General features: G+C 65.2%; 24 protein-coding genes. 8 read left to right on the forward strand and 16 right to left on the reverse strand.

The genetic code is table 11. The features are described from left to right. Positions 1–17 precede the first annotated feature (17 nt). The 5 genes from AB4118_RS07840 to AB4118_RS07860 all read right to left on the reverse strand — a co-directional run bounded on the left by AB4118_RS07840 (position 18) and on the right by AB4118_RS07860 (position 4,107). Positions 18–734: an ABC transporter permease gene (locus AB4118_RS07840; protein WP_113514721.1), complete on the reverse strand. Its 717-nt coding sequence runs from the start codon at positions 732–734 to the stop codon at positions 18–20. After that, on the reverse strand, positions 731–1,459 hold the full coding sequence (locus tag AB4118_RS07845; protein ID WP_069877202.1) for an ABC transporter permease: 729 nt from the start codon (positions 1,457–1,459) through the stop codon (positions 731–733). The genes AB4118_RS07840 and AB4118_RS07845 overlap by 4 nt, the downstream gene beginning before the upstream one ends. Before the next feature lie 80 nt (positions 1,460–1,539). After that, positions 1,540–2,316 carry a transporter substrate-binding domain-containing protein gene (locus tag AB4118_RS07850; RefSeq protein ID WP_441489200.1) on the reverse strand — a complete coding sequence of 259 codons (777 nt, stop codon included), beginning with the start codon at positions 2,314–2,316 and terminating at the stop codon, positions 1,540–1,542. A gap of 220 nt (positions 2,317–2,536) precedes the next feature. After that, positions 2,537–3,757 (reverse strand): ornithine--oxo-acid transaminase, encoded by a 1,221-nt coding sequence (gene rocD, locus AB4118_RS07855; protein WP_441489201.1) that lies wholly within the window; start codon positions 3,755–3,757, stop codon positions 2,537–2,539. Positions 3,758–3,888: 131 nt separating this feature from the next. After that, on the reverse strand, positions 3,889–4,107 hold the full coding sequence (locus AB4118_RS07860) for a hypothetical protein (RefSeq protein ID WP_441489202.1): 219 nt from the start codon (positions 4,105–4,107) through the stop codon (positions 3,889–3,891). 101 nt (positions 4,108–4,208) lie between these two features. Here AB4118_RS07860 and AB4118_RS07865 point away from each other — a divergent pair, with 101 nt between their 5' ends. Next, positions 4,209–4,811, forward strand: coding sequence for a TetR/AcrR family transcriptional regulator (locus tag AB4118_RS07865; protein WP_441489203.1), 603 nt, complete (start codon positions 4,209–4,211; stop codon positions 4,809–4,811). Between the two features lie 30 nt (positions 4,812–4,841). Here the strand turns inward: AB4118_RS07865 and AB4118_RS07870 are convergent, their stop codons facing one another. From AB4118_RS07870 to speB, 3 genes are all read right to left on the reverse strand, one after another. Beyond that, a complete protein-coding gene (locus tag AB4118_RS07870; RefSeq protein ID WP_441489236.1) occupies positions 4,842–6,086 on the reverse strand; it encodes an MFS transporter in 1,245 nt (414 codons plus the stop codon). Positions 6,087–6,245: 159 nt separating this feature from the next. After that, on the reverse strand, positions 6,246–6,731 hold the full coding sequence (locus AB4118_RS07875; RefSeq protein ID WP_069877198.1) for an Lrp/AsnC family transcriptional regulator: 486 nt from the start codon (positions 6,729–6,731) through the stop codon (positions 6,246–6,248). After that, the gene (gene speB / locus AB4118_RS07880; protein WP_441489204.1) at positions 6,728–7,780 is read right to left on the reverse strand and encodes an agmatinase; all 1,053 of its coding nucleotides are present in this window, start codon (positions 7,778–7,780) and stop codon (positions 6,728–6,730) included. The genes AB4118_RS07875 and speB overlap by 4 nt, the downstream gene beginning before the upstream one ends. A 326-nt stretch (positions 7,781–8,106) precedes the next feature. Here speB and AB4118_RS07885 point away from each other — a divergent pair, with 326 nt between their 5' ends. From AB4118_RS07885 to AB4118_RS07895, 3 genes are all read left to right on the forward strand, one after another. Next, positions 8,107–9,192, forward strand: coding sequence for a TRAP transporter substrate-binding protein (locus tag AB4118_RS07885; protein WP_441489205.1), 1,086 nt, complete (start codon positions 8,107–8,109; stop codon positions 9,190–9,192). Between the two features lie 291 nt (positions 9,193–9,483). Further along, positions 9,484–10,578, forward strand: coding sequence for a TRAP transporter substrate-binding protein (locus AB4118_RS07890; protein ID WP_113514737.1), 1,095 nt, complete (start codon positions 9,484–9,486; stop codon positions 10,576–10,578). A gap of 192 nt (positions 10,579–10,770) precedes the next feature. Next, a complete protein-coding gene (locus tag AB4118_RS07895) occupies positions 10,771–11,151 on the forward strand; it encodes a porin family protein (protein ID WP_441489206.1) in 381 nt (126 codons plus the stop codon). A gap of 75 nt (positions 11,152–11,226) precedes the next feature. Here AB4118_RS07895 and AB4118_RS07900 read toward each other — a convergent pair whose 3' ends face one another. From AB4118_RS07900 to solA, 5 genes are all read right to left on the reverse strand, one after another. Then, entirely contained in the window at positions 11,227–12,933 is a 1,707-nt protein-coding gene (locus AB4118_RS07900; RefSeq protein ID WP_441489237.1) for a TRAP transporter large permease, read from the reverse strand. A 104-nt stretch (positions 12,934–13,037) separates the two neighbouring features. Continuing rightward, positions 13,038–13,637, reverse strand: coding sequence for a TRAP transporter small permease subunit (locus AB4118_RS07905; protein ID WP_441489207.1), 600 nt, complete (start codon positions 13,635–13,637; stop codon positions 13,038–13,040). Positions 13,638–13,755: 118 nt separating this feature from the next. Continuing rightward, positions 13,756–14,946: a multidrug effflux MFS transporter gene (locus AB4118_RS07910; protein WP_441489208.1), complete on the reverse strand. Its 1,191-nt coding sequence runs from the start codon at positions 14,944–14,946 to the stop codon at positions 13,756–13,758. Further along, positions 14,943–15,845 carry a DMT family transporter gene (locus AB4118_RS07915; protein ID WP_441489209.1) on the reverse strand — a complete coding sequence of 301 codons (903 nt, stop codon included), beginning with the start codon at positions 15,843–15,845 and terminating at the stop codon, positions 14,943–14,945. The genes AB4118_RS07910 and AB4118_RS07915 overlap by 4 nt, the downstream gene beginning before the upstream one ends. A 63-nt stretch (positions 15,846–15,908) precedes the next feature. Then, on the reverse strand, positions 15,909–17,051 hold the full coding sequence (gene solA / locus AB4118_RS07920; protein ID WP_441489210.1) for an N-methyl-L-tryptophan oxidase: 1,143 nt from the start codon (positions 17,049–17,051) through the stop codon (positions 15,909–15,911). Positions 17,052–17,263: 212 nt separating this feature from the next. On the opposite strand from solA, the gene AB4118_RS07925 reads away from it, so the two are divergent. Together AB4118_RS07925 and AB4118_RS07930 are read left to right on the forward strand one after the other, a co-directional pair. Further along, a complete protein-coding gene (locus tag AB4118_RS07925) occupies positions 17,264–19,036 on the forward strand; it encodes a methyl-accepting chemotaxis protein (protein WP_441489211.1) in 1,773 nt (590 codons plus the stop codon). A gap of 127 nt (positions 19,037–19,163) precedes the next feature. Then, positions 19,164–19,697, forward strand: coding sequence for a GrpB family protein (locus AB4118_RS07930; RefSeq protein WP_441489212.1), 534 nt, complete (start codon positions 19,164–19,166; stop codon positions 19,695–19,697). Positions 19,698–19,888: 191 nt separating this feature from the next. Here the strand turns inward: AB4118_RS07930 and moaA are convergent, their stop codons facing one another. After that, complete coding sequence (gene moaA / locus AB4118_RS07935) at positions 19,889–20,890, reverse strand: GTP 3',8-cyclase MoaA (protein ID WP_441489238.1); 1,002 nt, start codon at positions 20,888–20,890, stop codon at positions 19,889–19,891. Positions 20,891–21,064: 174 nt separating this feature from the next. Between moaA and AB4118_RS07940 the strand changes: the two genes are divergently transcribed. Next, on the forward strand, positions 21,065–21,433 hold the full coding sequence (locus AB4118_RS07940) for a gamma-butyrobetaine hydroxylase family protein (protein ID WP_441489213.1): 369 nt from the start codon (positions 21,065–21,067) through the stop codon (positions 21,431–21,433). Between the two features lie 94 nt (positions 21,434–21,527). Here AB4118_RS07940 and AB4118_RS07945 read toward each other — a convergent pair whose 3' ends face one another. Beyond that, positions 21,528–22,109 (reverse strand): L,D-transpeptidase, encoded by a 582-nt coding sequence (locus tag AB4118_RS07945; protein WP_113514822.1) that lies wholly within the window; start codon positions 22,107–22,109, stop codon positions 21,528–21,530. 172 nt (positions 22,110–22,281) lie between these two features. Further along, positions 22,282–23,100 carry a lytic transglycosylase domain-containing protein gene (locus AB4118_RS07950; RefSeq protein ID WP_441489214.1) on the reverse strand — a complete coding sequence of 273 codons (819 nt, stop codon included), beginning with the start codon at positions 23,098–23,100 and terminating at the stop codon, positions 22,282–22,284. Between the two features lie 293 nt (positions 23,101–23,393). Here AB4118_RS07950 and AB4118_RS07955 point away from each other — a divergent pair, with 293 nt between their 5' ends. After that, a complete protein-coding gene (locus AB4118_RS07955) occupies positions 23,394–23,594 on the forward strand; it encodes a hypothetical protein (protein WP_441489215.1) in 201 nt (66 codons plus the stop codon). Positions 23,595–23,645: the final 51 nt, after the last annotated feature.

Below are 23,645 nucleotides of genomic sequence, written 5' to 3' on the forward strand. Positions count from 1 at the left end.
GGCGCGGCGCGCCCCGCTCAGCGTAGCGCCATATGCCGCGTCAGCCTGAGTTCCAGCCGGTCCCAGACCCGCCGGATCACCTCGACCAGGAGAAGATAGATCAGCGCGGCGTAGAGATAGATCGTGAGATCGAAGGACCGGGCGAAGGCGAGCCTCGTCGCGCCCATGAGGTCGAACAGCGTGACGAGCGAGGCGATTGCGCTGGCCTTGATCATCACGATCAGCTCGTTGCCGAGTGGCCTGAGCGCCAGGATCATCGCCTGGGGCATGATCACAAGGCGCAAGGTCGACCAGCGATGCAGCCCGAGCGCCATGGCGCCTTCGAACTGGCCGCGCGGGATCGACTGGATTGCGCCGCGCAGGATTTCGGCCTGATAGGCGGCCGTGTTCACGGTGAAGGTCAGCAGCGCGCAGTAGAACGGCTCCCGGAAGAACCACCACAGCCCGACATCCTGCCAGAACAGCCGGAACTGGCCGAGGCCGTAATAGACCAGGAAGAGCTGGCACAGCAGCGGCGTGCCGCGGAAGAAGGTGGTGTAGCCGTTGATCGCGGCCTTGGCCCAGCGCGGCCCGTAAAGCCGTGCGATGGCGAGCCCGAGTGCCAGCACAAAGCCGATCGCGACCGAAATCACGACAAGCTCGAAGGTCACCCACAGGCCGCTCGCCATCCGGCAGCCGTAATTCTGGAAAACCTCGCTGCCGAAGAGATAGCCCGGATATTCGCACCAGCTCATCGCGTCGCTCCACCGAAGGCAGCAAAGCCGCGATTGGCACGGATCTCGAGACGCCCGACGCCCCAGGCCGAGATCAGCGAGAAGAACAGGTAGATCAGCATCGCCGCACCGAAGAACAGGAACGGTTCCTTGGTCGCGACATTGGCGCGGGTGGTGATGAACATGATGTCGGGCAGGGTGATGACCGAGACCAGCGAGGTCTCCTTCAGCAGCACCATCCAGTTATTGCCCAAACCGGGCAGCGCCACCCGGATGAGCTGAGGGAAGACCACGAGGCGGAAGGCCTGCCCCTTGCTCAGGCCGAGCGCGGCGGCGGCCTCGCGCTGGCCCTTCTGGATCGAGTTGAGGGCGCCGACCCAAACCTCGCTGGAGAAGGCGGAGAGCACCACGCCGAGCGCCACCATGCCGGCGACGAAGGGTGGCATGCTGAAATTGCCGGGCAGGCCGAGCGAGACCCAGGCCTTCTGCAGCACGATCTGGATGCCGAAATAGATGATGTAGAGCGTCAGAAGTTCCGGCACGCCGCGGAAAACGGTCGTGTAGACCGTGGCCAGCCAGCGCAGAACAATGTTCTCGGAGCGCTTGCCGAGCGCGACGATCAGGCCCAGCAGCAGGCCGAAAGGCAGGGTTGCCAGCGCGATTGCGATGGTGATCCCGGCGCCCTGGAGCAGGGCGAGGCCCCAGCCGCCGTCGCCGAAACCGAGCAGTGCGAGTTTGTCGAACATGGATAAGCCGGCGAGGGGAGGGAAATGGACCACCGCCGGCGCGCGAGGCACGCCGACGGGGTTCGGTCAGCCGGCTATTGTCACAGGATAGGGAACTTGAACCACTTGTCCTGGATCTTCTTGTGCGAGCCGTCGGCGATCGATTCGGCGATCGCCTTGTCCCACATCGCCTTCAGTTCAACATCGGCCTTGCGCACCGCGCCGGCCGTGCCGGGGCCGTGGATGGTGGCGTCACGCGGAACGTCGGCCGCCTTCTTGCAGCAATCCTTGCCCTTGCCATTGAGGAAGTCCTCGAGCGAGAGCGAGTCGGCGATGATGTAGTCAAGCCGCCCATTCGCCAGGTCGAGATTCGCCTCTTCCTGGGTCGGGTACAGGCGGATGGTCGAATCCTTGTAGAACTTCTCGAGGAAGTTGGCGTGGATGGTCGAGCCCTGCGTGCCGATGGCCTTGCCCTTCAGGGCTGCCGGCGAGATGTCGGTTCCAGCCGACTTGGCGCTGATCGCCCAGATCGGGGTCTTGGTGTAGACCGCGGTGAAGTCGACCTGCTTCTTGCGCTCATCGGTGGCGTTCATGCCGGCGATGATGATGTCGTATTTATTGGCGAGCAGCGCCGGGATGATGCCGTCCCAATCCTGGACCACCCAGGTGCATTTCACCTTCATCTTCTCGCAAAGCATGTTCGCATAGTCGATCTCGAAGCCTTCGAGTTCCTTCTTGGCGTTGAGATTGTTGAAGGGGGGATAGGCGCCTTCGGTGCCGATCCGGATCTCCTTCCACTCCTTTGCCTGGGCCAGGACGCCAGTGGCGCCGGCAGCCGTCAGCACAGCGGCGGCGATCAAACGAACGAAACCTTTCATGGTACCTCCCACAGGTTTGACCGGCCGGGCGTTTCGAGTTCCCGTGTCCGGCTTGTGCTTACAGATTGTGCGATCCTGTGCCCTGCCCGCAAGTGGGGGCATGCAGCTTTTCTGAGCGAAGCCGCTTAAAGGGAAGGCAGTGCAAATAATTGATTTTATTGATTGTTTATGCCCCTGTCTGATTCCGCGCGGATTGTGCCTGCGCGCTTCGACACCGTGCTCAGGCCGCGCTGGCCCTGCGCTGTCCGCCAAACGCGGCAAAGACTGCCTCGCAGCGGTCGAGTCCCCAGTCCAGTTCCGCCCGGCTGATCGTCAGCGGCGGGGCGAATCGGATGACCGTCTCGTGCGTTTCCTTGGTCAGCACGCCGGCGCTGGCCATTGCCTTGACGAGCGCCTTGGCGGAACCCACTGCCGGATGGATATCGACGCCGATCCACAGACCGGCTCCCCGGACGTCCCGCGCGATACCGCGGGTCATCGCGGCAAGGCGCTGCTTCATGTGAGCGCCCTGTTCGGCGGAGCGCTGCACCAGCCGCTCTTCCTCGATGATCTTGAGCGACTCCAGCCCGATCGCGGCGGCGAGCGCGTTGCCGCCGAAGGTCGAGCCATGCGAGCCGGGCTCGAACAGGCGCATGACATCCCGAGAGGCAAGGAAGGCCGAGACGGGATAGACACCGCCGCCAAGCGCCTTGCCGACGATCAGGCCGTCCGCTCGGATGCCCTCATGCTGATGTGCGAACCAGCGCCCGGTGCGTCCGAGCCCGGACTGGATCTCGTCGAGGATCAGCAGGACGTTGTGGCGGTCGCAGAGTTCGCGCAACCGCTTGAGATAGCCCGCAGGCGGCATGACGATGCCCGCTTCTCCCTGGATCGGCTCGATCATGATGGCGGCGGTGCGGGGGGTGATCGCCGCCTCGACGGCCGCTGAATCACCGAAGGGCACCGTCACGAAGCCCGGTGCGAAGGGGCCGAAACCGTCGCGATAGCTGTCCTCGGAGGAGAAGCCGACGATCGTCGTGGTACGCCCGTGGAAATTACCCGCGGCGACGATGATCTCGGCCTGATCCCCGGCGATATCCTTGACCCGGTAGCCCCAGCGCCGTGCCGCCTTGATGGCGGTTTCGACCGCCTCGGCGCCGGTGTTCATCGGCAGCGCCATGTCCTGGCCCGATACGGCGCAGAGCTTCTCGAGGAAGGGGCCGAGAGGTTCGCAGTGGAAGGCCCGGCTCGTCACCGCGAGCTTGCGCGCCTGTTCGCTCAGGACCTTGAGAATACGCGGGTGACCGTGGCCCAGGCTGACGGCCGAATAGCCGCTCATCATGTCGAGCCGTTTCACCCCGGAGGTATCGGTCAGCCAGACACCCTCGCCATGTGAGAGCATGATCGGCAGTGGCGCGTAGTTGGCGGCACAGACCTGCTGCTCGAGCGCGATTGCATCCATGGTCGTTCTCCCTCGTTCCAGTGAGGGTAAATCTGCCGAGACGACCGGTTCGTGTTGGAATCAGCTCCATCGGCGGCCGATTCTGTCGAGTGGGCGACAGAATCGGACACGCCAGCGCCGGATGGACGTGGCTAGGCCGTGCCGCGACGCGCGATCGGTATCACGAGATAGACCATGCCGAGCACCATGGGCGGCACGGCCAGCGCGGTGACCGACCAGGTCGACCAGCCGGCCGTCAGGGGAGCAAGCAGGCTCAGCAGGGCGTTGATGAGGAGATAGGCGCCGACCATGAGCGTGCCCAGGAAGCGAAGTCTGGCGAGGATGCCGGGGAGTGATGACGATTGAGACATGGTCTTCTCCAAAACGAAACGTACCGTTTCGATATATTGATATGCACGGCCCGTTTCGTTATGCAAGAGGCGGATGACATAAAGGAGTTGCGTCGTCACTCATGAGCGGGATCGATCAGCCCACGCCACGGCGCGCCTCGATTGGGGCCAAGCGCAGTCCGGCCTCTGAGGCTGCGATTCTCGCCGCGGCCCGCGCCGTGCTGGCCGAAGGGGGCTATGCGGGTTTCTCGATCGACGCCGTCTCCCGGCGCGCCGGTGCCGGCAAGCCGACGATCTATCGGTGGTGGAAGACGCGCGCCGATCTGCTCATGGACGTCTATGACGCCGAGAAGGCGTCTATGCTGACGCAGCCGATGACGGGGGACCTGACGGGGGACCTGGTCGCCTATACCGAGGGGCTCTGGGACTTCTGGTCGGCGACACCATCAGGCCGGACCTTTCGCGCCCTCATCGCCGAAGCCCAATCGAACAGCGCCGCTCTCGACGCCCTGCGCCTGAAATTCCTGCCGAAGCGGACACTGCACCTGAGCAAGCTCTTCACCGCGGCGGCCGGGCGAGGCGAGATTGCCGAAAGCGAGATCGAGACGCGGCTCGCGCTCTATATCGGCTTCAACTGGTACTATGTCCTGACCGACCGCCTCGACGAGGGGCGCGCGGCCATTCCTGCGGCCATGAGTCTGATCGCAGCGCCAGCGTCCCGCTGACGGGACGCTGGCAGGGGTTTATTGGAGACGTTATTCGCCCGGGACGAGCGTTGCCCTGCCTGCCTTGCTGGCCTGCATGTCCCACAGCGTCAGCAGCCAGATCGCGAAGCCACCGAGCGCGAGCGCGCTGCCGACCCAGCCCGTCGAGGTCCAGCCATAGCCGGAGGCAATCGCCATGCCGGCGAGCAGGGGGCCGAGCGCATTGGCGAGGTTGAAGGCGCTGTGGTTCAACGCGGCAGCGAGGGTTTGCGCGTCCTCCGCGACATCCATCAGCCGGGTTTGCAGAGGCGTGCCAAGGCCGCCGCCGCAGCCGATCATGAAGACCACGATCGAGACGGTCCAGATATTGCCGGCGGCGAGCGGAAACAGGGCGAGCGAGGCCGCGCTCCAGAGCAGGATGCCACCGACCGACGGCATCAGAGCCCGGTCCGCCGCCCAGGCACTGACGAGCGTGCCAACGGTCATGCCGAGCCCGAAGATGGCGAGCACGACCGGCACCATGCCCGGCGCGACATGCGTGACCTCCATCAGGGTCGAGGCGACATAGGTGTAGACCGCGAACATGCCGCCGAAGCCGATCGCGCCGATCGCCAGCGTCAGCCAGACCTGCCGGTGCCGAAGCGCGCCGAGTTCGCGCAGCGGGCTCGCCCCAGGCTGCGGCCTGTCCTTCGGCGCGAAAGCCGCGACCAGAATGACGGTGAGGAGGGCCAAGGCCGCAACGACGCCAAAGCCCCAGCGCCAGCCGAGCGCGAGGCCCAGCCAGTTGGCGAGGGGCACGCCGAGAATGGTGGAGATCGTCAGCCCCAGCATGACGCGAGCGACCGCCTGCGAACGCCGGTTCTTCGGCACCAGCGAGGCGGCGACCAGGGCTGCGACGCCGAAATAGGCGCCGTGCGGCAGGCCGCTGAGAAAGCGGAAGACGAGCATCCAGCCATAGGTGGGAGCAAGCGCGCTCAAGCTGTTGGTGATGGCGAAGGCCGCCATCAGCCCGATCAGCAGCGTCCGCCGCGAGAGTTTTGCCGCGAGCACTGCGATGACGGGGGCGCCGGCAACGACGCCGAGCGCATAGGCGCTGATCACGTGCCCGGCGGTCGGCCCGTCGACGCCCAGGCCGACCGAGAAATAGGGCAGCAGGCTCATGACCGCGAATTCGGCCGTCCCGATGGCGAAGCCACCCATCGCCAATGCGAACAGAACGAGGCTGGTGCGTTGAGCCGGCGCGGCAAGCGATCCTGCTGGGCGCGCGACAGCCGCTCCCGTGCTGGAGGAGGTCATGGAATTCGTCCGGGTGATGAAGGCGTGATGCTGCGGCGCGATGTTCACGCTGCGCTGCAATATATTGTCTCCGACATGCGTTCGGCGCAAGAGCTCAAGGGCTCGATCGCGCGTGGGGCAGGGCGCCATGAATTCAGGACATGGCGCCCGCTGCGCTGCTTACTGCTCCGCCAGGGGGTATCCGTCGAAGTCCTTCAGCGCCTTCAGTGCGAAGGTGGTGGCAATCTTGGCCACGCCGAGCTGCGCATCGGCCAGCCAGGTCCCCGTCAGTTCCTCATATTCCGCCAGTGAATCCGCGACGATGCGGGCAAGATAATCCGCCTCGCCGCTGACCACCTGCACCTCGACCACGTCCGGGCAGGCCCTCAAGACCTTCTCGACCCGTTCGCGCCGCCCGACCGAGTGGTCGCGCAGCGAGATCTGCGCGAAGGCGACGATGGCGTGGCCCGCGATCTCCGGCGACAGCCTCGCGCCATAGCCGAGGATCAGCCCCGAGGCTTCGAGCTTGCGCACGCGCTCGAGGCAGGGGCGGGCGGACAAGCCGACCCGCTCCGAGAGCGCCTGATTGGTGATGCGGCCCTCCGCGCGCAGGATCGTGACGATCCTGCGGTCGATCGCGTCGAGCTGGACGGCCTTGCGTTTCACGGCCTGCCCTTGCCGGCAGCGCGCGCCTCGGCGATCAGGCAGAGTTCGGCGAACAGGACCTGCGCCGCGCATTGGGCCGTATTCGAGGTCGCGTCATATTGCGGCGCGACTTCAACCACGTCAGCCGCGACGATATCGCGGCCCTTGAGGCCACGCAGGATCGCAAGGGCCTCGCGCGGCGTCAAGCCGCCGACCTCGGGCGTGCCGGTGCCGGGCGCGAAGGCCGGGTCGAGCGAATCGACATCGAAGGAGACATAGGTCGGCCCGTCGCCGATCACGGCAAGCGCCTTTGCGATCACCGCATCGAGCCCCATGCGGTCGACCTCATCGGCATGGATCACGGTCATGCCGGACTCGTAGGAGAACTCCCAGAGATACTCGGCGCCGCCGCGGATGCCGATCTGGATGACGCGCTCGGGATCGAGCACACCATCGAGCACGGCCTGCCGGAATGGCCCGCCATGATGGAATTTCGAGCCTTCATAGGGCCCGGACGTGTCGCAATGCGCGTCGATATGAACCATGCCGACCGGGCGCTTCTCGCCGACAGCCTTGAGGATCGGATAGGTGATCGAATGGTCGCCACCGACCGCAAGCGTCGAGACGCCGGCCTTCACGATCGTCTTGAAAGTCGCTTCGATATCCTCGTGGCAACTCTCGAGCGAATAGCGCGAGCGGAAGGGCACGTCGCCGATATCGGCAACCTTGAGCTGGCCGAAGGGTGCCATGCCGGTGACGTGATCCATCGGCCCCATGCGCTCGACGGCGCGGACCGCACGCGGCCCCAGCCGCGTGCCGGCACGGTTCGTGACGCCGAGATCCATCGGCAGGCCAATGATCGCGACGTCGAGCCCGCCGAGATCGGGCTTGCTCAGTGCATCGGGCTGGTAGGGCGCGCTGATGAAGGTCGCAACGTCGGAGAAGGGCCATTTCCGACGGTCGCCCTTGAACTGGTCGGCAGCGACCTTGGCGAAGCGCGGGTCGTGGATGTCGCCCCCGCTCGCGCCGGCATAGCGGGCTCTCAGCCTGGCGAGTTTGTCCTGATCCATGTCGCGTCTCTCATCAATTTGTCTGCATTGCGCGATCGGAGGTTGACCGGGCCCCGCGAAAGTACCATGCGCTTCGTGTGCAGCCGTGCCATGCCTTGAGCGCAATTGTCGAGGCGTCTGGGTTGGTTGACGGTGATGCGATGTTTGGGGAGAGCTGCGCAAATCTTGTGCAGGCGCGGATCGGCGGCAGGAATGAAAGTTTGGATCAACCAAACATGCCCGCAAGATCGACTGCATTCCTAGCCAGAATGATCCTTGAAACTTCGCCGTAACGGGACCGAACCCGCCTGCGCATCGCAAAGTCGAAATCCGAGGAGATGTCCATAATGAAGCGTCGTCAATTTATTCAGGCCGCCACTGCTGGCGCTGCGGCCTCCGCTGTCGCCATGCCGGCCGTTGCGCAGTCGAAACCGGAAGTGAAATGGCGCCTGGCGTCGAGCTTCCCGAAGTCTCTCGACACGATCTATGCCGGCGCCGAGATCATGGCCAAGATGGTCTCCGAACTGACCGACGGCAATTTCCAGATCCAGGTCTTCGCGGCGGGCGAAATCGTTCCCGGCCTGCAGGCGGCGGATGCCGTCACCAACGGCACGATCGAGATGGCGCACACCGTCTCTTATTACTATGTCGGCAAGGATCCGACCTTCGCGATTCCCGCATCGGTGCCGTTTGGTCTCAACGCCCGCATGCAGAATGCCTGGCTCTATCAGAACGGCGGCAATGAGCTGTTCAACGAGTTCTTCAAGAAGTTCAACATCTACGGCCTGCCCTGCGGCAATACCGGCGCGCAGATGGGCGGCTGGTTCCGCAAGGAATTCAAGACCGTTGCCGATCTTCAGGGCCTGAAGATGCGCATCGGCGGTATCGCCGGCCAGGTTCTGGCCAAGCTCGGCGTCGTGCCGCAGCAGCTCGCCGGTGGCGACATCTATCCGGCGCTGGAAAAGGGCACGATCGACGGCGCCGAGTGGGTCGGCCCCTATGACGACGAGAAGCTCGGCTTCTCCAAGGTCGCGCCGTACTACTACTATCCGGGCTTCTGGGAAGGCGGGCCGACGGTCCATGCCTTCGTCAACCTGGAGAAGTGGAACGCCCTTCCCAAGGCCTACCAGGCAGCCCTGACCGCCGCCTGCACCTATGCCAACACGCAGATGGGCGCGCGTTATGATGTCGTGAACCCGCCGGCGCTGAAGCGCCTGGTCGGTGCCGGCACGCAGCTGCGCCCGTTCTCGCAGGAGATCCTCGAAGCCAGCCTCAAGGCCACGAACGAACTCTACGCCGAGATCTCGGCCAAGAACCCGGACTTCAAGAAGGCCATCGATACGATGACCGCTTTCCGCTCGGACCAGTATCTCTGGTGGCAGGTCGCGGAACTGACCTTCGACGTCTTCCAGGTGCGTTCGCGCGCGCGCTGAGATCGGCAACATCGACCGAGATCTTCTCGGTCGAGATCAACGCGAAAGCCCGGCGCAAGCCGGGCTTTTTCTTTGGTCGTTCGCGCGAGATCGGTCTTCCCTTCGGGGCAGGCGGGCCGGTCTTGCTTGATGGAACTCGGTTTCCCTTGCGACGAAAGTACTATCCTGCAGAAAATGCATAGGGGGCATGCTTTCCACTTGCGCGGATCACAGGACCTGCTTTTCTGGAGCGCGCGCGCAAAGCCGGATCAACCGGTGCCGCTGAACGTCTCTGAGGGGAGAAAAATCCAGATGAAGCGTCGCCATTTCTTGAAGGTTGCCGGGGCGGGGGCTGCCGCTGGCGCCATTGCCAGCCCGGCCATCGCCCAGCCTATGCCTGAGCTGAAATGGCGAGTGACCTCGTCATTCCCGAAATCCCTCGACACGATCTACGGCGCTTCCGAGATTCTCGCGAAGGCCGTGTCGGAAGCGACCGACGGGAATTTCCAGATCCAGGTCTTCGCAGCCGGCGAAATCGTTCCCGGCCTGCAGGCCGCCGATGCGGTGACCAATGGCACTGTCGAGATGTGCCACACCGCTTCCTATTACTATGTCGGCAAGGATCCGACCTTCGCCTTCGGCACTGCGGTGCCGTTCGGCCTCAATGCGCGCCAGCAGAACGCCTGGTTCTACCATGGCGGCGGCAATGAATTGCTCAACGAATTCTACAAGAAGCACAACATCTACGCGATTCCCGGTGGCAATACCGGCTGCCAGATGGGCGGCTGGTTCCGCAAGGAGATCAAGACCGTCGCCGATATGCAGGGCGTGAAGATGCGCATCGGCGGCTTCGCCGGACAGGTCATGAGCAAGCTTGGCGTCGTGCCGCAGCAGATCGCCGGTGGCGACATCTATCCGGCGCTGGAAAAGGGCACGATCGACGCGGCCGAATGGGTCGGCCCGGCCGATGACGAGAAGCTTGGCTTCAACAAGGTTGCGCCGTTCTATTACTATCCGGGCTGGTGGGAAGGCGGCGCTGCGCTGCATTTCTTCATCAACCAGGCGAAGTGGGAATCGCTGCCGAAGGTCTACAAATCGGTGCTGACCACGGCGGCGGCACTGGCGAATGTCGACATGCAGGCCAAATACGATGCCAGGAATCCCGCGGCCCTGAAGCGTCTCGTCGGCGCCGGTGCACAATTGCGACCGTTTTCGCAGGAGATCATGGAAGCCTGCCTCAAGGCATCCAAGGAGGTCTATGCCGAGACCTCAGCCAAGAACCCCGACTTCAAGAAGGTCTATGAGGCGATGTCGGCCTTCCGCGGCGACGAATATCTCTGGTTCCAGATCGCCGAATACAGCTTCGACAATTTCCTGATCCGCGCGCGCGCGGCCAACCAGCTCTGAAGAGAGCGACCCGCCGGGAAACCGGCGAACTCGATCCCTGTCGGACCCCGGCCGCGAGGCCGGGGTTTTTCGCATCCGCCGGGCATGCCAATGGGGCGGCGGCCGGCCATTGCTTTGCCGCGCTTGCGGGCTAGACTCAGGGCTGGTCACGCCTTGCGCGCCGCTTGCGCATCTGTTCGGGAAGTCTTGCGAATGCCGCGTCTGATTGTCGGTCTGCTCGCCGTGTTCGCTGCAACGGTCCCCGCCGCGGCTCAGTCGATCGGCGAGCCCCTCCCTGGCCGCGGCGTCCCGTCGGCCAAGCTGCCTGCACCCAAGCTGGACAAGGCGACGCGTCCCTGCCCGGAATATGGCCCCGGCTATGTCAGGGTCGATGGTTCCTCTTTCTGCGTGCGCGCGGGCGGCTCGGTTCGGGCCGAATTCGGCAAGCGCTCCGATAATCGCTATGGCTCTGCCGTCGGTGCCACGGCCCAGCTCGAGGCACGCGGCGAGTCCACCCTCGGGCCGGTGCGCGCGATCGTCCGCGGCAAGGTTCAATCAGACCGGGGCTTGTTCGGCGACAGCTTCTATCGCTGATCCCAAGCGCTGCCGTCCGGACATGAAAAAAGGCGGGGATCGCTCCCCGCCCTTTTTGTTTCCGCTGACCGGCGCCTATTTGAGGTTGAGCGTCGGCGGGGCGTTGAGGTCGAGACCTGGCATGCTGCCGCCCAGTCCCGGGATCTGGATGGAGTCGAACTGCTTGTCGATCGACTTCTGGTCGAGCTGAATGGCCGACGCCTTGTAGTGCATCACCATCTTCGGGAAGATGATGACGAGCGCCACCATGATGCACTGGATCACCACGAAGGGCACGGCGCCCCAATAGATCTGGCCGGTGGTGACGGGCTCCATCTGCAGGCCCGTGACCTTGTCCTTGTAGCGGTGCTTGGGCGCGACCGAACGCAGGAAGAACAGCGCGAAGCCAAAGGGCGGGTGCATGAAGCTCGTCTGCATGTTCACGCCCAGGATAACGCCGAACCAGATCAGGTCGATGCCGAGTTTCTCGGCCGCGGGGCCGAGCAGCGGCACCACGATGAAGGCCAGCTCGAAGAAATCCAGGAAGAAGGCCAGCAGGAAGACCATCACGTTGACGACGATCAGGAAGCCCGTCGCGCCGCCGGGCAGCCCGACCAGCAGATGCTCGACCCAGACATGGCCGTTGACGCCGTAGAAGGTCAGCGAGAACACGCGCGCGCCGACCAGGATGAAGAGCACGAAGGCCGAGAGCTTGGCCGTCGACTCCGTCGCCTGCTTCAGCAACTCGAAGGAGAGGCGGCGCTTGCTGAAGGCGAGCAGGATCGCACCCGCCGCGCCCATCGCGCCGCCTTCGGTCGGTGTCGCGACGCCGATGAAGATCGTCCCGAGCACGAGGAAGATCAGCGCCAGCGGCGGCACCATCACGAAGATGACCTGCTCGGTCATGCGCGACAGCAGCTTGAGCCCCAGCATCTTGTTGATCAGCGCGATGACCAGCGAGACGCCAACCATGATCGACATCGTCAGCACGACGAAATCGGCCCCGGCATCGACCTTGGTATAGAGCTTCATATAGGCGTAGGCGACGCAGAAGGAGATGATCGCGACGACCAGCAGCGAGAACCGGCGTGTCTTGCCGTCGGCGTCGCGCAGGGTCTGTGCCTCCGGCGGCAGGCCGGGAGCGCGCTTCGGGTGGACGATGGTGACAAGGAAGACGTAACCGGCGTAGAGCCCGGCGAGGACGAGGCCTGGGATGAAGGCGCCCTCATACATGTCGCCAACGGACCGGCCGAGCTGGTCGGCGAGCACGATCAGAACAAGCGAAGGCGGGATGATCTGCGCCAGCGTTCCGGACGCCGCGATCACGCCCGAGGCGAGCCGGCGGTCATAACCGTAGCGCAGCATGATCGGCAGCGAGATCAGGCCCATCGAGATGACGGAGGCGGCGACGACACCGGTCGTGGCGGCGAGCAGGGCGCCGACGAAGATCACGGCATAGGCGAGGCCGCCGCGGACAGGGCCGAAGAGCTGGCCGATGGTGTCGAGCAGATCTTCCGCCATGCCCGAGCGCTCGAGCACCAATCCCATGAAGGTGAAGAAGGGAATGGCGAGCAGCACGTCGTTGTTCATCGTGCCGTAGATGCGTTCCGGCAGCGCCTGCAGGAAGTTCTCCTGGAACATGCCGAGGTCGATGCCGATCAGCGCGAAGAGCAGACCGTTGGCGGCGAGTGCGAAGGCGACGGGGTAGCCGAGCAGGAGGAAGAGCACGAGGGCGGCGAACATCACCGGCGCCATGTTGACGCGCAGAAAATCCCCGATCCCCGCGGCATGGGCATCGCCCATATGCAGGCTGAAGAAGGCAGTCAGGGTGAGCGCGAGCAAAAGCCCGGCTGCGCGCGCGAAGCGGGAGGCGGTCATCGGCGGTTTCCGGAGTTCTTCTGGGTTGCTCACGAAGCCAGGCCCTGGGCCTTGGCTTGATCCAGCAGGCGTTGCGCTTCCGCTTCCGCAGCGGCCGCATGGCCACGCAACGTCTCTTCGTCCTCCAGGAGACCGCGCATGATCGCGATCTGCTTGATGACTTCCGAAATGCCCTGACAGAACAGCATGAAGAAGCCAACGATCAGGAGCCCCTTGGCGGGCCACTGGGGCAGGCCGCCGGCCGAGAGCGACTGTTCGTTGACCGCGTAGGAGCGCCAGAAGAACGGCCAGGAATGGTAGATCATCAGCGCGCAGAACGGCAGCAGGAACAGAAGATGACCGAGAAGGTCGATCCATTGCTGAACGCGCTTCGGCAGCTGGCTGTTCAGGATGTCGATGCGGATATGCTCCTTCACCTGCAGCGTCCAGGAGGCGCACATCAGGAAGACGGCGCCGAACAGCATCCATTGCAGCTCGAGCCAGGCATTCGACGACATGTTGAAGATCTTGCGCACGATCGCGTTTACCGTCGCGACGATGACGGCCAGCAGGATCAGCCAGGCAACTTTCTTGCCGATCTGACCGTTGATCGCGTCGATGATGCGGCTGACCTTGAGAAGTCCCTGCACACCCGCTCTCCCAGATTATGAATGCACGCGGCGCATGAGGGCCATGTCGCGCTGGTTATGCGCTGGTTATACGAAGGTCTGGGGCAGCACAAGATTACGCAGGGCGACGGGTTGGGGATCAGCCGCGTCGCCGGAAGCCGCTGAAACGCAAGGAAAATAGCCCGATCGCCATCATCAGCCACATCGTGGCGATCAGGGACTGCGGCCAAAGTATGACAAGCCAGCTGATCACGATTGTGGCCAACGCACCGACCCCCAGCTGGATGGCTCCCATCAGCCCGGCTGCGGAGCCGGCAAGCTCGGGTTTGGCGGACAGCGCTGCAGCTGCCGCACCGGGAATCGTCAAGCCATTGCCGACCGAGCTGATCGCCAGCGGCAGGAAGAGGGTCAGCGGCGTCCAGTAATCGCTCATCGCGAACACCATCGCGATGCTCATCATCACGACAGAGATGATCAGGCCAATCCGCACCAGGGGAGCGGCCCCGCGCCTGACCGCGAGCCGCGACATCGCGAAGTTCCCGACCATGTAGCCGAACGCGCTCAGGATGAAATAGGCGCCATAGACATCCGAGCCCCGGCCCATCGTCTCGACGACGATGAAGGGGGCTCCGGCGACGAAGGCGAAGAACGCGGCCGATGTCATCGAAAGCGCGATGACGTTGACGATGAACTCCCGGTCGAGCGCCAGGAGCGGGAAAGAGCGGAACACGCCGAGCAGCGATGTCCTGATGCCGACATTCGGAGCGGTTTCCGGCAATCGGGCCGCCGTCAGCAGGAGAACGAGCGCGCCGGCTGCGGTCATCGCCCAGAAGATCATCCGCCAGCCGAACCAGGTTTCGATATGGCCGCCGAGATAGGGTGCGATCATCGGCGCCACCACCATGACCATGGTGACGCTGGCGATCTGGCTCGCCGCCTCGTCGCGATGGGCGCTGTCGCGGATGATGGCCCGGGCCAGCGCGAAAGTCGTACCGGCACCAGCGCCCTCCAGCACGCGCGCCGCCAGCAGGACTTCCGTGGTGGGGGCCAATGCTCCGAGGATCGAGCCGAGAATGAAGACGATGATCCCGGCATTGACGCAGGGCCGCCGCCCGAAGCGGTCGGAGAGGGGGCCGATCAGCAACTGGATCAGCGCGACCGAGACGAGATAGAGCGTCAGCGTCAGCTGGATCGTCGCGTAGTTCGTGCCGAAATGGCGCGCCACGGCCGGTGTCGCAGGGGCGAGAAGGTTGAGAGCGATCGGCTGCAGGGTCGAAATCGCGACCAGAACGAGCAGGGCGGGCTTCGCTGCGACAGGCCGGCCGCTCATGACGCAGGGCCACCCTCGATCTTGAGCTTGGCACTGGGGACGACGCGCTGGCGATGCAGGGTGTAGAGGCCGCTGCCGGCGATCAGCGCGATGCCGGTCACGGCCCAGGCGTCGGGAACCTCACCCCAGAGCAGGTACCCGATCAGCACCGCGAAGGCGACGCCGGAATAGCGGTAGCCGGTGACGACCCCGACATCGGTGTTCCGGAAGGCGTTGACGATGCAGAAGCTGCCAAGCGAAACCAGCACGGCCGCGCCGCCGACATAGACGGTCTCGATCCGGCGGATCGGCACCCAGGTCTCGAAGAAGCCGAGTGCGAAGGCGGAGAGGCCGACGATGATCGTCGCCGTGAACGAAATCACCGTCGAAGGGACGTGGTTGCCGATCCTGCGGGTAACCAGATCGCGAGCCGCGGCCAATATCGCGCTGACGAGGGCCGCAATCGCGGCGATGTTCATATGCTCGGGCGTCGGCCGGATCACGACCAGCACGCCGATGAAGCCGACCGCGACGGCAACCGTCCGGCGCCAGCCGACCTTCTCGATGCCGAGCGCCACCGCGAGGACGAGGATGATGAGCGGGGAGGCCATCAGGATGGCGGTGATGTTCCCGAGTGGGAGCTTGGCCACCGACCAGATGAAGATCAGGGCGATTGCGGCCTCTATCATCCCGCGGAGCAGGACCAGCGGCCTGAACATTTCGCCGAGCTTGCGGCCTTCGCCCATCATCCAGATCATGGCGAGCGCCGTCGTCACCGCAAAGACGGCCCGCAGCGAGATTGCCTGCCCGACGGGGTAGACTTCGCGTGCCAGCTTCATGAGCGCGTCGTTGCAGGTGAAGAGAAACATCGCCAGCAGCATGGCGATGATTCCGCGACGGTTTTCGGCTGAACTGGCCAAGGCAAGGTCCTGGTGGCGTCGAGAGGCCGTCGCGCAGAAGTTCTGCGCCGGGCTCGCGGCGGCTCACGCTTCCGGAAAGCGGCTGAGCGAGAAGGGTTTGAGATCGAAAGCGGATTGGCCGGTGGTGGAGAGGTCGGCGAGGATTTCGCCGATGGCGCTGGCGAATTTGTAGCCATGGCCGGAACAGGCGGATGCGAACACGGCCTGCGGGACGCCCGGCACGGCGTCGATCACGAAATCCTCGTCCGGCGTCACAGTGTAGACGCAGCCCTTCAGGCTGAGCGGTTCTCCGGCGGCATCGGGCAGGTAGCGGGCGAGGCAATCGCGGATCAGCGCCACCTGGCGCGGGCTCGGAGTGCGGTCCGGCTCGCGCGGATCCATCGGCTCGCGCCCGAAATGCGGGCCGCCGAGCTTGAAGCCAGGATGCTCGTAGAGCGGAAAGCCGTAGAAGGTGCCTTCCTCGACACTGAGGATGAAGACCGGGAAGGCTCCCGGACGATACAGCTCCGGCCGTCGCGTCGTGAACCAGCCGATGGCCTGCCGCACCGTCGAGACATTCGCGGCCAATGCCGGGACCGCGTCGGCGATCCAGCCGCCGGAGGTGATCACCAGCCGGCTAGCGGAATAGGTGCCGCGGTCGGTGCGCACGACCACGCCGCCTTGCGCGGTCGGCGCCCAGTCGAGCAGCGGCTCATTGGTCCGGATCTCGGCGCCACGCGATTGGGCGAGGCCGACATGGGCATAGATCGCCTTCTCGGAGGCGACGAACCCGCCATCGGGCTGCCAGAGACCGACATGTCCCGCCGGCAGCTGAAAGCCAGGGAAACGGCGCGCGATCTCCGGGCCCGAGAGCACCTCATGCGTCAACCCGTGGTCGAGGCAGGAGCGCAGCGAGGACTCGACCGGCCCGGCGCCTTCGGGTGCGAGATCGAGCGAACCGGTGACGTGCAGCAACTGCATGCCCGCTTCCGCGCCGGTCTCGGACCAGAGCTGATGCGCGCGCCGGACGATCGGCACGTAATGCGAGCCTTCGAAATAGGCGAGGCGGATGATCCGCGTCATGCCATGTGACGAGCCCATCGCATGGCCGAGGTCGAAGCGCTCGAGGCCAAGGACCCTCAGTCCGCGCCGCGCGAGATGCCAGCAGGCGGCGGAGCCCATGGCACCGACACCGGCAACGATCACATCGTAGCTATGACTGGTCATGGGCTGGCCTGGGGGAGGGCGATGCGGATGATCAGAGCTTTAGCTGCAGCCTCGCATTGGGTCCATGCCGGTCCGGGACGGCGAATCCCGCTTCCGGCGCATGGCCCTGCGCGCTTTCGGCCTCTCGTTTGGGCAAGTCGTGGCTTCGGGAGAAGCTTTGTTAACATTGCCCGACCATAAAGGTTCGACTTTGCGCTGTCCGGGATTGGCTGATGTTTCGCGAAAGGGTCCGGCGCTGGTTGGGCACCCAAGACCGTGCCGTTGCAGCCGGGCCTGTCGCCACTGCGGAGCCGACGTCGCCGGCAGAAGCGATCGAACTTCCCGATCCGCTTGACGATGCCTCGATCCGCGAAGCCGTCAATGCGCTCGAGCAGGATGTCGTTGCCGCCCTGCGACGCCTCACCGGGCGCCTCTATGAGGCAGAGCATACATCGAGCCAGGCCGAGGGTGGTTCGATCGGCATTCACAGGCGTACCGGCGATCTGAGGCAGGCGGCCGAGACGGCCAGCATGAATTCGAGCGCGCTCGCGACCGCCACCCAGCAGGTCTCCGACGCGGCCGAGCAGGTCGGCAGCTCGATGAATGGCGCGCGCGACATGCTGGAGGCGGCGGCCATGCGTGCTGGCGAGGCGACGCACATGATGACAGGCCTCGCCTCCGCCACGGTCGAGATCCGCAGCATCGTCGATTCCATTGCCGAGATCGCGCGCCAGACCAATCTGCTTGCCTTGAATGCGACCATCGAAGCGGCGCGCGCCGGTGAGGCCGGCCGCGGCTTCGGCGTAGTTGCCCAGGAAGTGAAGGCGCTCTCCATCGAGGTGCGCGACGCGGTCGACCATATCCGCAACCGTGTCGATCGGCTGACCCAGACGGCCCAGGGCTCGGCCGCGATCGTCAATGATGCGCTGCAAATGGTGCGGGACGTCAATCCGGTGATCGCGGCCATTGGCAGCGCCTCGCTCGAGCAGGCGGCAGCGGCCTCGGAACTGTCGCGCAGCGCCGACGAGACGGCCCGCTTCATCGACACGGTTTCCCGGCAGGTCGGTGAGATCGACGAAATGGCCTTGGGCGCAGCGGCCCGTAGCGCCGAGGCGCGCGCCGCCATGTCGGATGGCGCGCGGCAGGCCGAAGGACTGATGGGGCGCTTCGTGCCATTGCTGCGGCACACCGTCTTCGCCGACCGCCGCCAGCATGACAGGTTCCCTGCGGAGTATCCGGTCGAGGGACACTTCGGCGCCACGACCTTCAACGCGCAGACGATCGACCTCGGCTTGGGTGGAACGCTGCTGCTCGCCCAGTCCGATCCCGGCATCCGCCCAGGGACGGGCGGGACGATCACCATCGCTGGCCTGCCGCCTTTGGCCTGCCGCCTGATGGCGTCGAGCCAGCTCGGCCTTCATGTCGCCTTCGGCGAAGCGACCGTCAGGGAGCATGAGCCCCTGCGTCGCCTTCTCGACGAGATCGAAGAATCCTATCGGCCGCTGATCGAGCGCGCGCAGCTCTTCGCGGTTCGCCTGGGCACGCTCTTCGAGCAGACGCTACGCGATGGGAGGCTGTCCGAGGCCCAGCTCTTCGACGTCAACTACCTGCCCGTGCCGGAGACCGAGCCGCAGCAATACACCAACAGCGCACTGCCGGCCTTGGAGGCGCTGCTGCCGCCGGCGCTCGCCGAGGAACTGGCCAGCGATCCGCGGCTGGTCTTCGCCCTGCCGATCGATCGCAACGGCTATATTCCGGTGCACCACCCCGAGTTCGCCCATCCGCAGCGCAAGGGCGATCCTGCCTGGAACGCGCCGCATAGCCGCAACCGCCGCATGTTCCACGATCGCGCCGGCATCATGTCGGCCCGCTCCGTGCGCCCCTTCCTCGTCCAGTCCTACCGGCGCGACATGGGCGATGTCACCCAGCTCATGCGCGAGGTCGACGCGCCGCTCCGCGTGAATGGCCGGCATTGGGGCGGTGTGCGGATGGCCTATCGGATGTAGGAGGCCGGGGCGCCTGCGTGACGGGCCGCAGCCACCTGGAGAGTGACCGGTTCCCTCAGCGTGCTCGTCCTTGCGCCGGGCAGCGGCATCGTAGAAAGAGCTCTGCCCTGAATGGAAGAGCACTGGCATGCCGCCGCCCATCACAGTTGAACTGCACCCCCATGATCCCCATTGGTCCGATCTCGCCGGGCGCGAGGCGCAACGTCTTGCGGAGGCGATCGGGCCATGCCTGCTCACCGTTCATCACGTCGGTTCGACAGCGATCCCGGCCATTCACGCCAAGCCGATCCTGGACCTTCTGCCAGTGGTCGGGAGCCTCGCTGCGTTCGATGCCCGGCAAGGCGAGCTGGAAACGCTCGGATACGAATGGTGGGGAGAGCTCGGCTTGGCCGGCCGGCGCTACCTTACGAAAGCCGATACGGAGACGGGGCGCAGGCTCGTCCAGCTCCATTGCTATCCCGAAGGCTCCCCGGAGATCACGCGACACCTGGCGTTCCGCGATTATCTCCGGGCCCGTCCCGACATCGCAGCCGCCTATGATCGCGTAAAGGCGGACTGCCGGAACCGGCACCCCGACGACTCCCACGCCTATGGCGACTGCAAGGACGCGTGGATCAGACAGGCGGAGGCAGATGCTCTCGCGTGGTATCAAAGCCACTGAGCTGCGACGTCTTTGAGACCGGCCGGCCCCGACCTGAGCCAGCCGGCGGGGATGACAGGCCGTGCCCGTGGATAACCGCAGGCCGCAGGTCGCGCTTCCGGATCGTCGGGAGTTGCCCGCTTGGGCGACAGGGGGCGCAGGTTATTGCCGCTGGAGACAAGTCTGGCACATTCGGCTGCGCGCGCCGACCGTCAGCCCCCCGTCACGCTCATATGGCGCCCGACGGCAGGGCGGGCATGCCTGCGGTCGATGACGAAGTCATGGCCCTTCGGCTTGCGCGAGATCGCCTCGTCCATGGCACGGTAGAGCAGGGCATCGTCGCCGGAGGCGCGCACGGCGGCGCGCAGATCGGCGGCGTCCTCCTGGCCAAGGCACATGTAGAGAGTGCCGGTGCAGGTCAGGCGCACCCGGTTGCAGCTCTCGCAGAAATTATGGGTCATCGGCGTGATGAAGCCGAGCAGTCCGCCGGTCTCGCGAACCCGGACATAGCGCGCCGGTCCGCCGGTGCGATAGGGATCGTCGTCGAGCGTATGGCGCTCCATCAGTCTCGCGCGGACGATCGAGAGCGGCAGGAACTGGTCGATGCGTCCGGGCTCGATCTCGCCGAGCGGCATCACCTCGATCAAGGTGAGGTCCATGCCGAGTCCATGGGCCCATTGCATCAGGCCCTCGATCTCATCCTCGTTGACGCCCTTCAGGGCCACCGCATTGATCTTGACCCTGAGCCCGGCCTCGCGCGCAGCCTCGATGCCGCGCTGCACTTTGCCGAGATCGCCCCAGCGCGTGATCGCGCGGAATTTGTCCGGATCGAGCGTGTCGAGCGAGACATTGATGCGCCGCACGCCGCAGGCTGCGAGCTCGCTCGCATAGCGCTCCAGCTGCGAGCCGTTGGTCGTCAGGGTCAACTCGTCCAGCGCGCCGCTGGCCAAATGCCGCGAGAGCGAGCGGAACAGGCTCATGATGTCGCGCCGGACCAGCGGCTCGCCGCCGGTGATGCGCAATTTGCGGGTGCCGCGCGCCACAAAGGCGGTCGCAACCCGGTCGACCTCTTCCAGCGTCAGCAGATCGCGCTTGGGCAGGAAGGTCATGTCCTCGGACATGCAGTAGACGCAGCGGAAATCGCAGCGATCCGTCACGGAGATGCGCAGATAGCTGATCTCCCGGCCGAACGGATCGATCAGCGGCGGGCGCATCACGGGCTTGTGGGAATCGATCAGCACTCTGGTTTCGTCTCTACAGCGTTTCCACCATCCGCTGCTCGCACGTGCGTGGTGGCAGCCGCATAGCTATATCATGTTCAGACATTGGCACTGGCGTGCGTGGCGTCAATAGCTGCGATCGTCACATCCCCTTGGTGAAAAACGAAGATGTCAGCCTGGCCCACCGAAATCCGCCTCTCCAAGGATCGGCGCACCCTCCACATTGCCTTCGAGGACGGCGCGAGCTTCGCGCTGGCGGCCGAGCTGCTGCGGGTGGAAAGCCCGTCCGCCGAAGTCCAGGGCCATGACCCGAGCCAGAAGAAGACGGTGCCGGGCAAGGCCGAGGTCGAGATCATCGGCGTCGACCCCGTCGGCCACTACGCCGTCAAGCTCTCCTTCGACGACATGCACGATACCGGCATCTTTGCCTGGGACTATCTGCGCGAGCTCGGCGAGCATGCGCAGGAGAAGACGCAGGCCTATCTCGACGCTCTCGCCGCCAAGGGGCTGTCGCGGGAGCCTGTCAGACGGAGGTGACCGGCTTCCGAACCGGCGCGGTCAGGACCGCCCGGCTCGAACAAGAAAAAGGCCGGCACGAGGCCGGCCTTCCTTATCTAGGGAAGCGGGTCGCTCAGCGGGCGACGACGACCCGGGTGCCGACCTTGGTGCGCTCGTAAAGGTCGATCACATCATCGTTCAGCATGCGGATGCAGCCCGACGACACGGCCTGGCCGATCGTCTCCGGCTCGTTCGAGCCATGGATGCGATACAGGGTCGAGCCGAGATACATGGCGCGGGCGCCCATCGGGTTCTCGGGGCCACCGGGCATGAAGCGCGGCAGGTCGGGGCGCCGCTTCAGCATCTGCGACGGCGGGGTCCAGGTCGGCCACTCCGCCTTGCGCGTGATGGCCTGCGAGCCGGACCAGTCGAAGCCGGGGCGGCCGACGCCGACGCCATAGCGCACGGCCTTGCCTTCGGGCAGCACGAAATAGAGTCGGCGCTCGGTCGTGTTGATCACAATGGTGCCGGGCCGCTGCCGGGTGTCATAGGACACAATCTCGCGGGGAATGGCGGTAGCCTGCGCCTTGGCGGCCTCAGGGTTCTGCATCAATGGCTGGCGCGTCAGCGGATCGATCTCATAGGCATTGGCAGTCGACGCGGCAGCCATCAGGCCCAAGCCTGCGAACATGGCCATTCGGAAAGAGCGGTTCATCGGGACCTCAGGGCGTGGATTCGCGCGGACATGAAGTTGACCGGAAAAAGTCAACATCTCCTCAATCTCCTGTCAGACTCACGTTTGGCGTGCAATCATTGTGGCATCACATCGACGCGAGGCACGGGCTTTCGACCGCCGCGTTGCGCACCTGCAACATAAACTTGGCCGCTCAGCTCTTGAGCACGACGCAGGCCCCGTTCTGCGCCTGGATGCGACGGCACAGCGCGGTTGCCTCGGTTCGTGTGGCGGCTGGCAGCCGCACCCGATAGAAGGCCCGCGTCCCGCGACTGCGCAGCCGTGTGCCGATGATCATCGGTTGCAGCTCGGCAATGATCGTCCGGTGCTTCTCGCTCGCCCGCTGGAAAGACGCCAGCGCGCGTGCCTTCGAGAAGTTTCCGGCCAATTGCACGCCCCATGGCGCGAAGGGCGCCTCGCGCAGCTCGAGCGGCTTGCTGCCGGCGCGGATCGCCACGACCGTCGTTGCGCAGAACGAGGTTTCGTCTCGCGTTGCGCGCCGGGCAGGGCGGTCGCGCCCGTCGCCGTTCACGGCCGCGCGCGCATCCTCGGCCCAGGTCTCGGCGGCGACGCCAGTGATCGAGAGCACATAATTCTCAGTCTCGAATGGCAGGCCGCCGCGACCGGCGAGCCAGGATGCGACCCGGTTCGGGCCGCCGTTATAGGCGGCGGCGGCAAGTCCCCAATTGCCGAAGCGCTGGCGCAGCTCCGCCAGGAAATGGGCAGCCTTCGGCACGGCCTGCTCCGGGTCGAACGGGTCGAGCAGGCCGCGCTCGCGCGCCGTGCCCGGCATGAACTGCGCCACGCCCTGGGCTCCTGCCGGGCTGGTGACGCCCGGGCGAAAGCTCGATTCCTGAAAGATCAGCCGGGTGAGGAAGGCGGCCGGAACCCCCTGGCCCCGCGCCGCTTCGTCGATCAGCCGGCAGAGGGCCTGGTCGATTCCGGAGGAGGCTGGCTCCTCCGGCGCTGCCAAGGCCGGACACGCGAGCAGCGCGCCTGCGAGGCATGTCACTGGGACCAGATGGCGGTGACGCCGCCGCGGACAGGCCGTTGCCGCCCCGCCGAGCCGCCGCAACAGGCGCGGCAGGATATCAGCCGCGGCCTCAAAGGCGTCTGCGATCACAGTTCGAGGGGTTGGGCGGATCGGCATGGCTCTGCATCGCATGGGCGCACTGATTGCTCGACACATCCCGCCCGTCTCGGTCACAATCCGTCTCGGGTCCGGAACCTGTGTTTGACCGGACAAGTCTGCGGAAGGGCCTAACGATGTTCAACTGGATCATTCAGGCATTGCTGGCCTTGGCCGGGATCGTCGCCGCTTGGTTCGTTGCTCCCAGCGCTCCCAATTTCGACTTTGTTCAGATGGTGGTTGCGCTTCTCCTGCTGACGGTCTTCGTGGCGCTCGCGGCCTTCTGGCCGACATTGGCTATCTGGCGCCGGAACCGTCGGCCCCGCGACCGGGCATGATCAGGTGTTCGAGGGACGCGTCTGCTGCCGTGCCGGGGCGAGGCTGAAACC

This window comes from Allobosea sp. 2RAB26, assembly GCF_052115465.1.
Lineage (GTDB): Bacteria > Pseudomonadota > Alphaproteobacteria > Rhizobiales > Beijerinckiaceae > Allobosea.

Bases quoted from the DNA above. Each gene is read 5' to 3' on its own strand.
- AB4118_RS07840 (WP_113514721.1), bottom strand. From the start codon at position 734: ATGAGCTGGTGCGAATATCCGGGCTATCTCTTCGGCAGCGAGGTTTTC.
- AB4118_RS07845 (WP_069877202.1), bottom strand. From the start codon at position 1,459: ATGTTCGACAAACTCGCACTGCTCGGTTTCGGCGACGGCGGCTGGGGC.
- AB4118_RS07850 (WP_441489200.1), bottom strand. From the start codon at position 2,316: ATGAAAGGTTTCGTTCGTTTGATCGCCGCCGCTGTGCTGACGGCTGCC.
- rocD (WP_441489201.1), bottom strand. From the start codon at position 3,757: ATGGATGCAATCGCGCTCGAGCAGCAGGTCTGTGCCGCCAACTACGCG.
- AB4118_RS07860 (WP_441489202.1), bottom strand. From the start codon at position 4,107: ATGTCTCAATCGTCATCACTCCCCGGCATCCTCGCCAGACTTCGCTTC.
- AB4118_RS07865 (WP_441489203.1), top strand. From the start codon at position 4,209: ATGAGCGGGATCGATCAGCCCACGCCACGGCGCGCCTCGATTGGGGCC.
- AB4118_RS07870 (WP_441489236.1), bottom strand. From the start codon at position 6,086: ATGACCTCCTCCAGCACGGGAGCGGCTGTCGCGCGCCCAGCAGGATCG.
- speB (WP_441489204.1), bottom strand. From the start codon at position 7,780: ATGGATCAGGACAAACTCGCCAGGCTGAGAGCCCGCTATGCCGGCGCG.
- AB4118_RS07885 (WP_441489205.1), top strand. From the start codon at position 8,107: ATGAAGCGTCGTCAATTTATTCAGGCCGCCACTGCTGGCGCTGCGGCC.
- AB4118_RS07890 (WP_113514737.1), top strand. From the start codon at position 9,484: ATGAAGCGTCGCCATTTCTTGAAGGTTGCCGGGGCGGGGGCTGCCGCT.
- AB4118_RS07895 (WP_441489206.1), top strand. From the start codon at position 10,771: ATGCCGCGTCTGATTGTCGGTCTGCTCGCCGTGTTCGCTGCAACGGTC.
- AB4118_RS07900 (WP_441489237.1), bottom strand. From the start codon at position 12,933: ATGGGCGATGCCCATGCCGCGGGGATCGGGGATTTTCTGCGCGTCAAC.
- AB4118_RS07910 (WP_441489208.1), bottom strand. From the start codon at position 14,946: ATGAGCGGCCGGCCTGTCGCAGCGAAGCCCGCCCTGCTCGTTCTGGTC.
- solA (WP_441489210.1), bottom strand. From the start codon at position 17,051: ATGACCAGTCATAGCTACGATGTGATCGTTGCCGGTGTCGGTGCCATG.
- AB4118_RS07925 (WP_441489211.1), top strand. From the start codon at position 17,264: ATGTTTCGCGAAAGGGTCCGGCGCTGGTTGGGCACCCAAGACCGTGCC.
- AB4118_RS07930 (WP_441489212.1), top strand. From the start codon at position 19,164: ATGCCGCCGCCCATCACAGTTGAACTGCACCCCCATGATCCCCATTGG.
- moaA (WP_441489238.1), bottom strand. From the start codon at position 20,890: ATGCGCCCGCCGCTGATCGATCCGTTCGGCCGGGAGATCAGCTATCTG.
- AB4118_RS07940 (WP_441489213.1), top strand. From the start codon at position 21,065: ATGTCAGCCTGGCCCACCGAAATCCGCCTCTCCAAGGATCGGCGCACC.
- AB4118_RS07945 (WP_113514822.1), bottom strand. From the start codon at position 22,109: ATGAACCGCTCTTTCCGAATGGCCATGTTCGCAGGCTTGGGCCTGATG.
- AB4118_RS07955 (WP_441489215.1), top strand. From the start codon at position 23,394: ATGTTCAACTGGATCATTCAGGCATTGCTGGCCTTGGCCGGGATCGTC.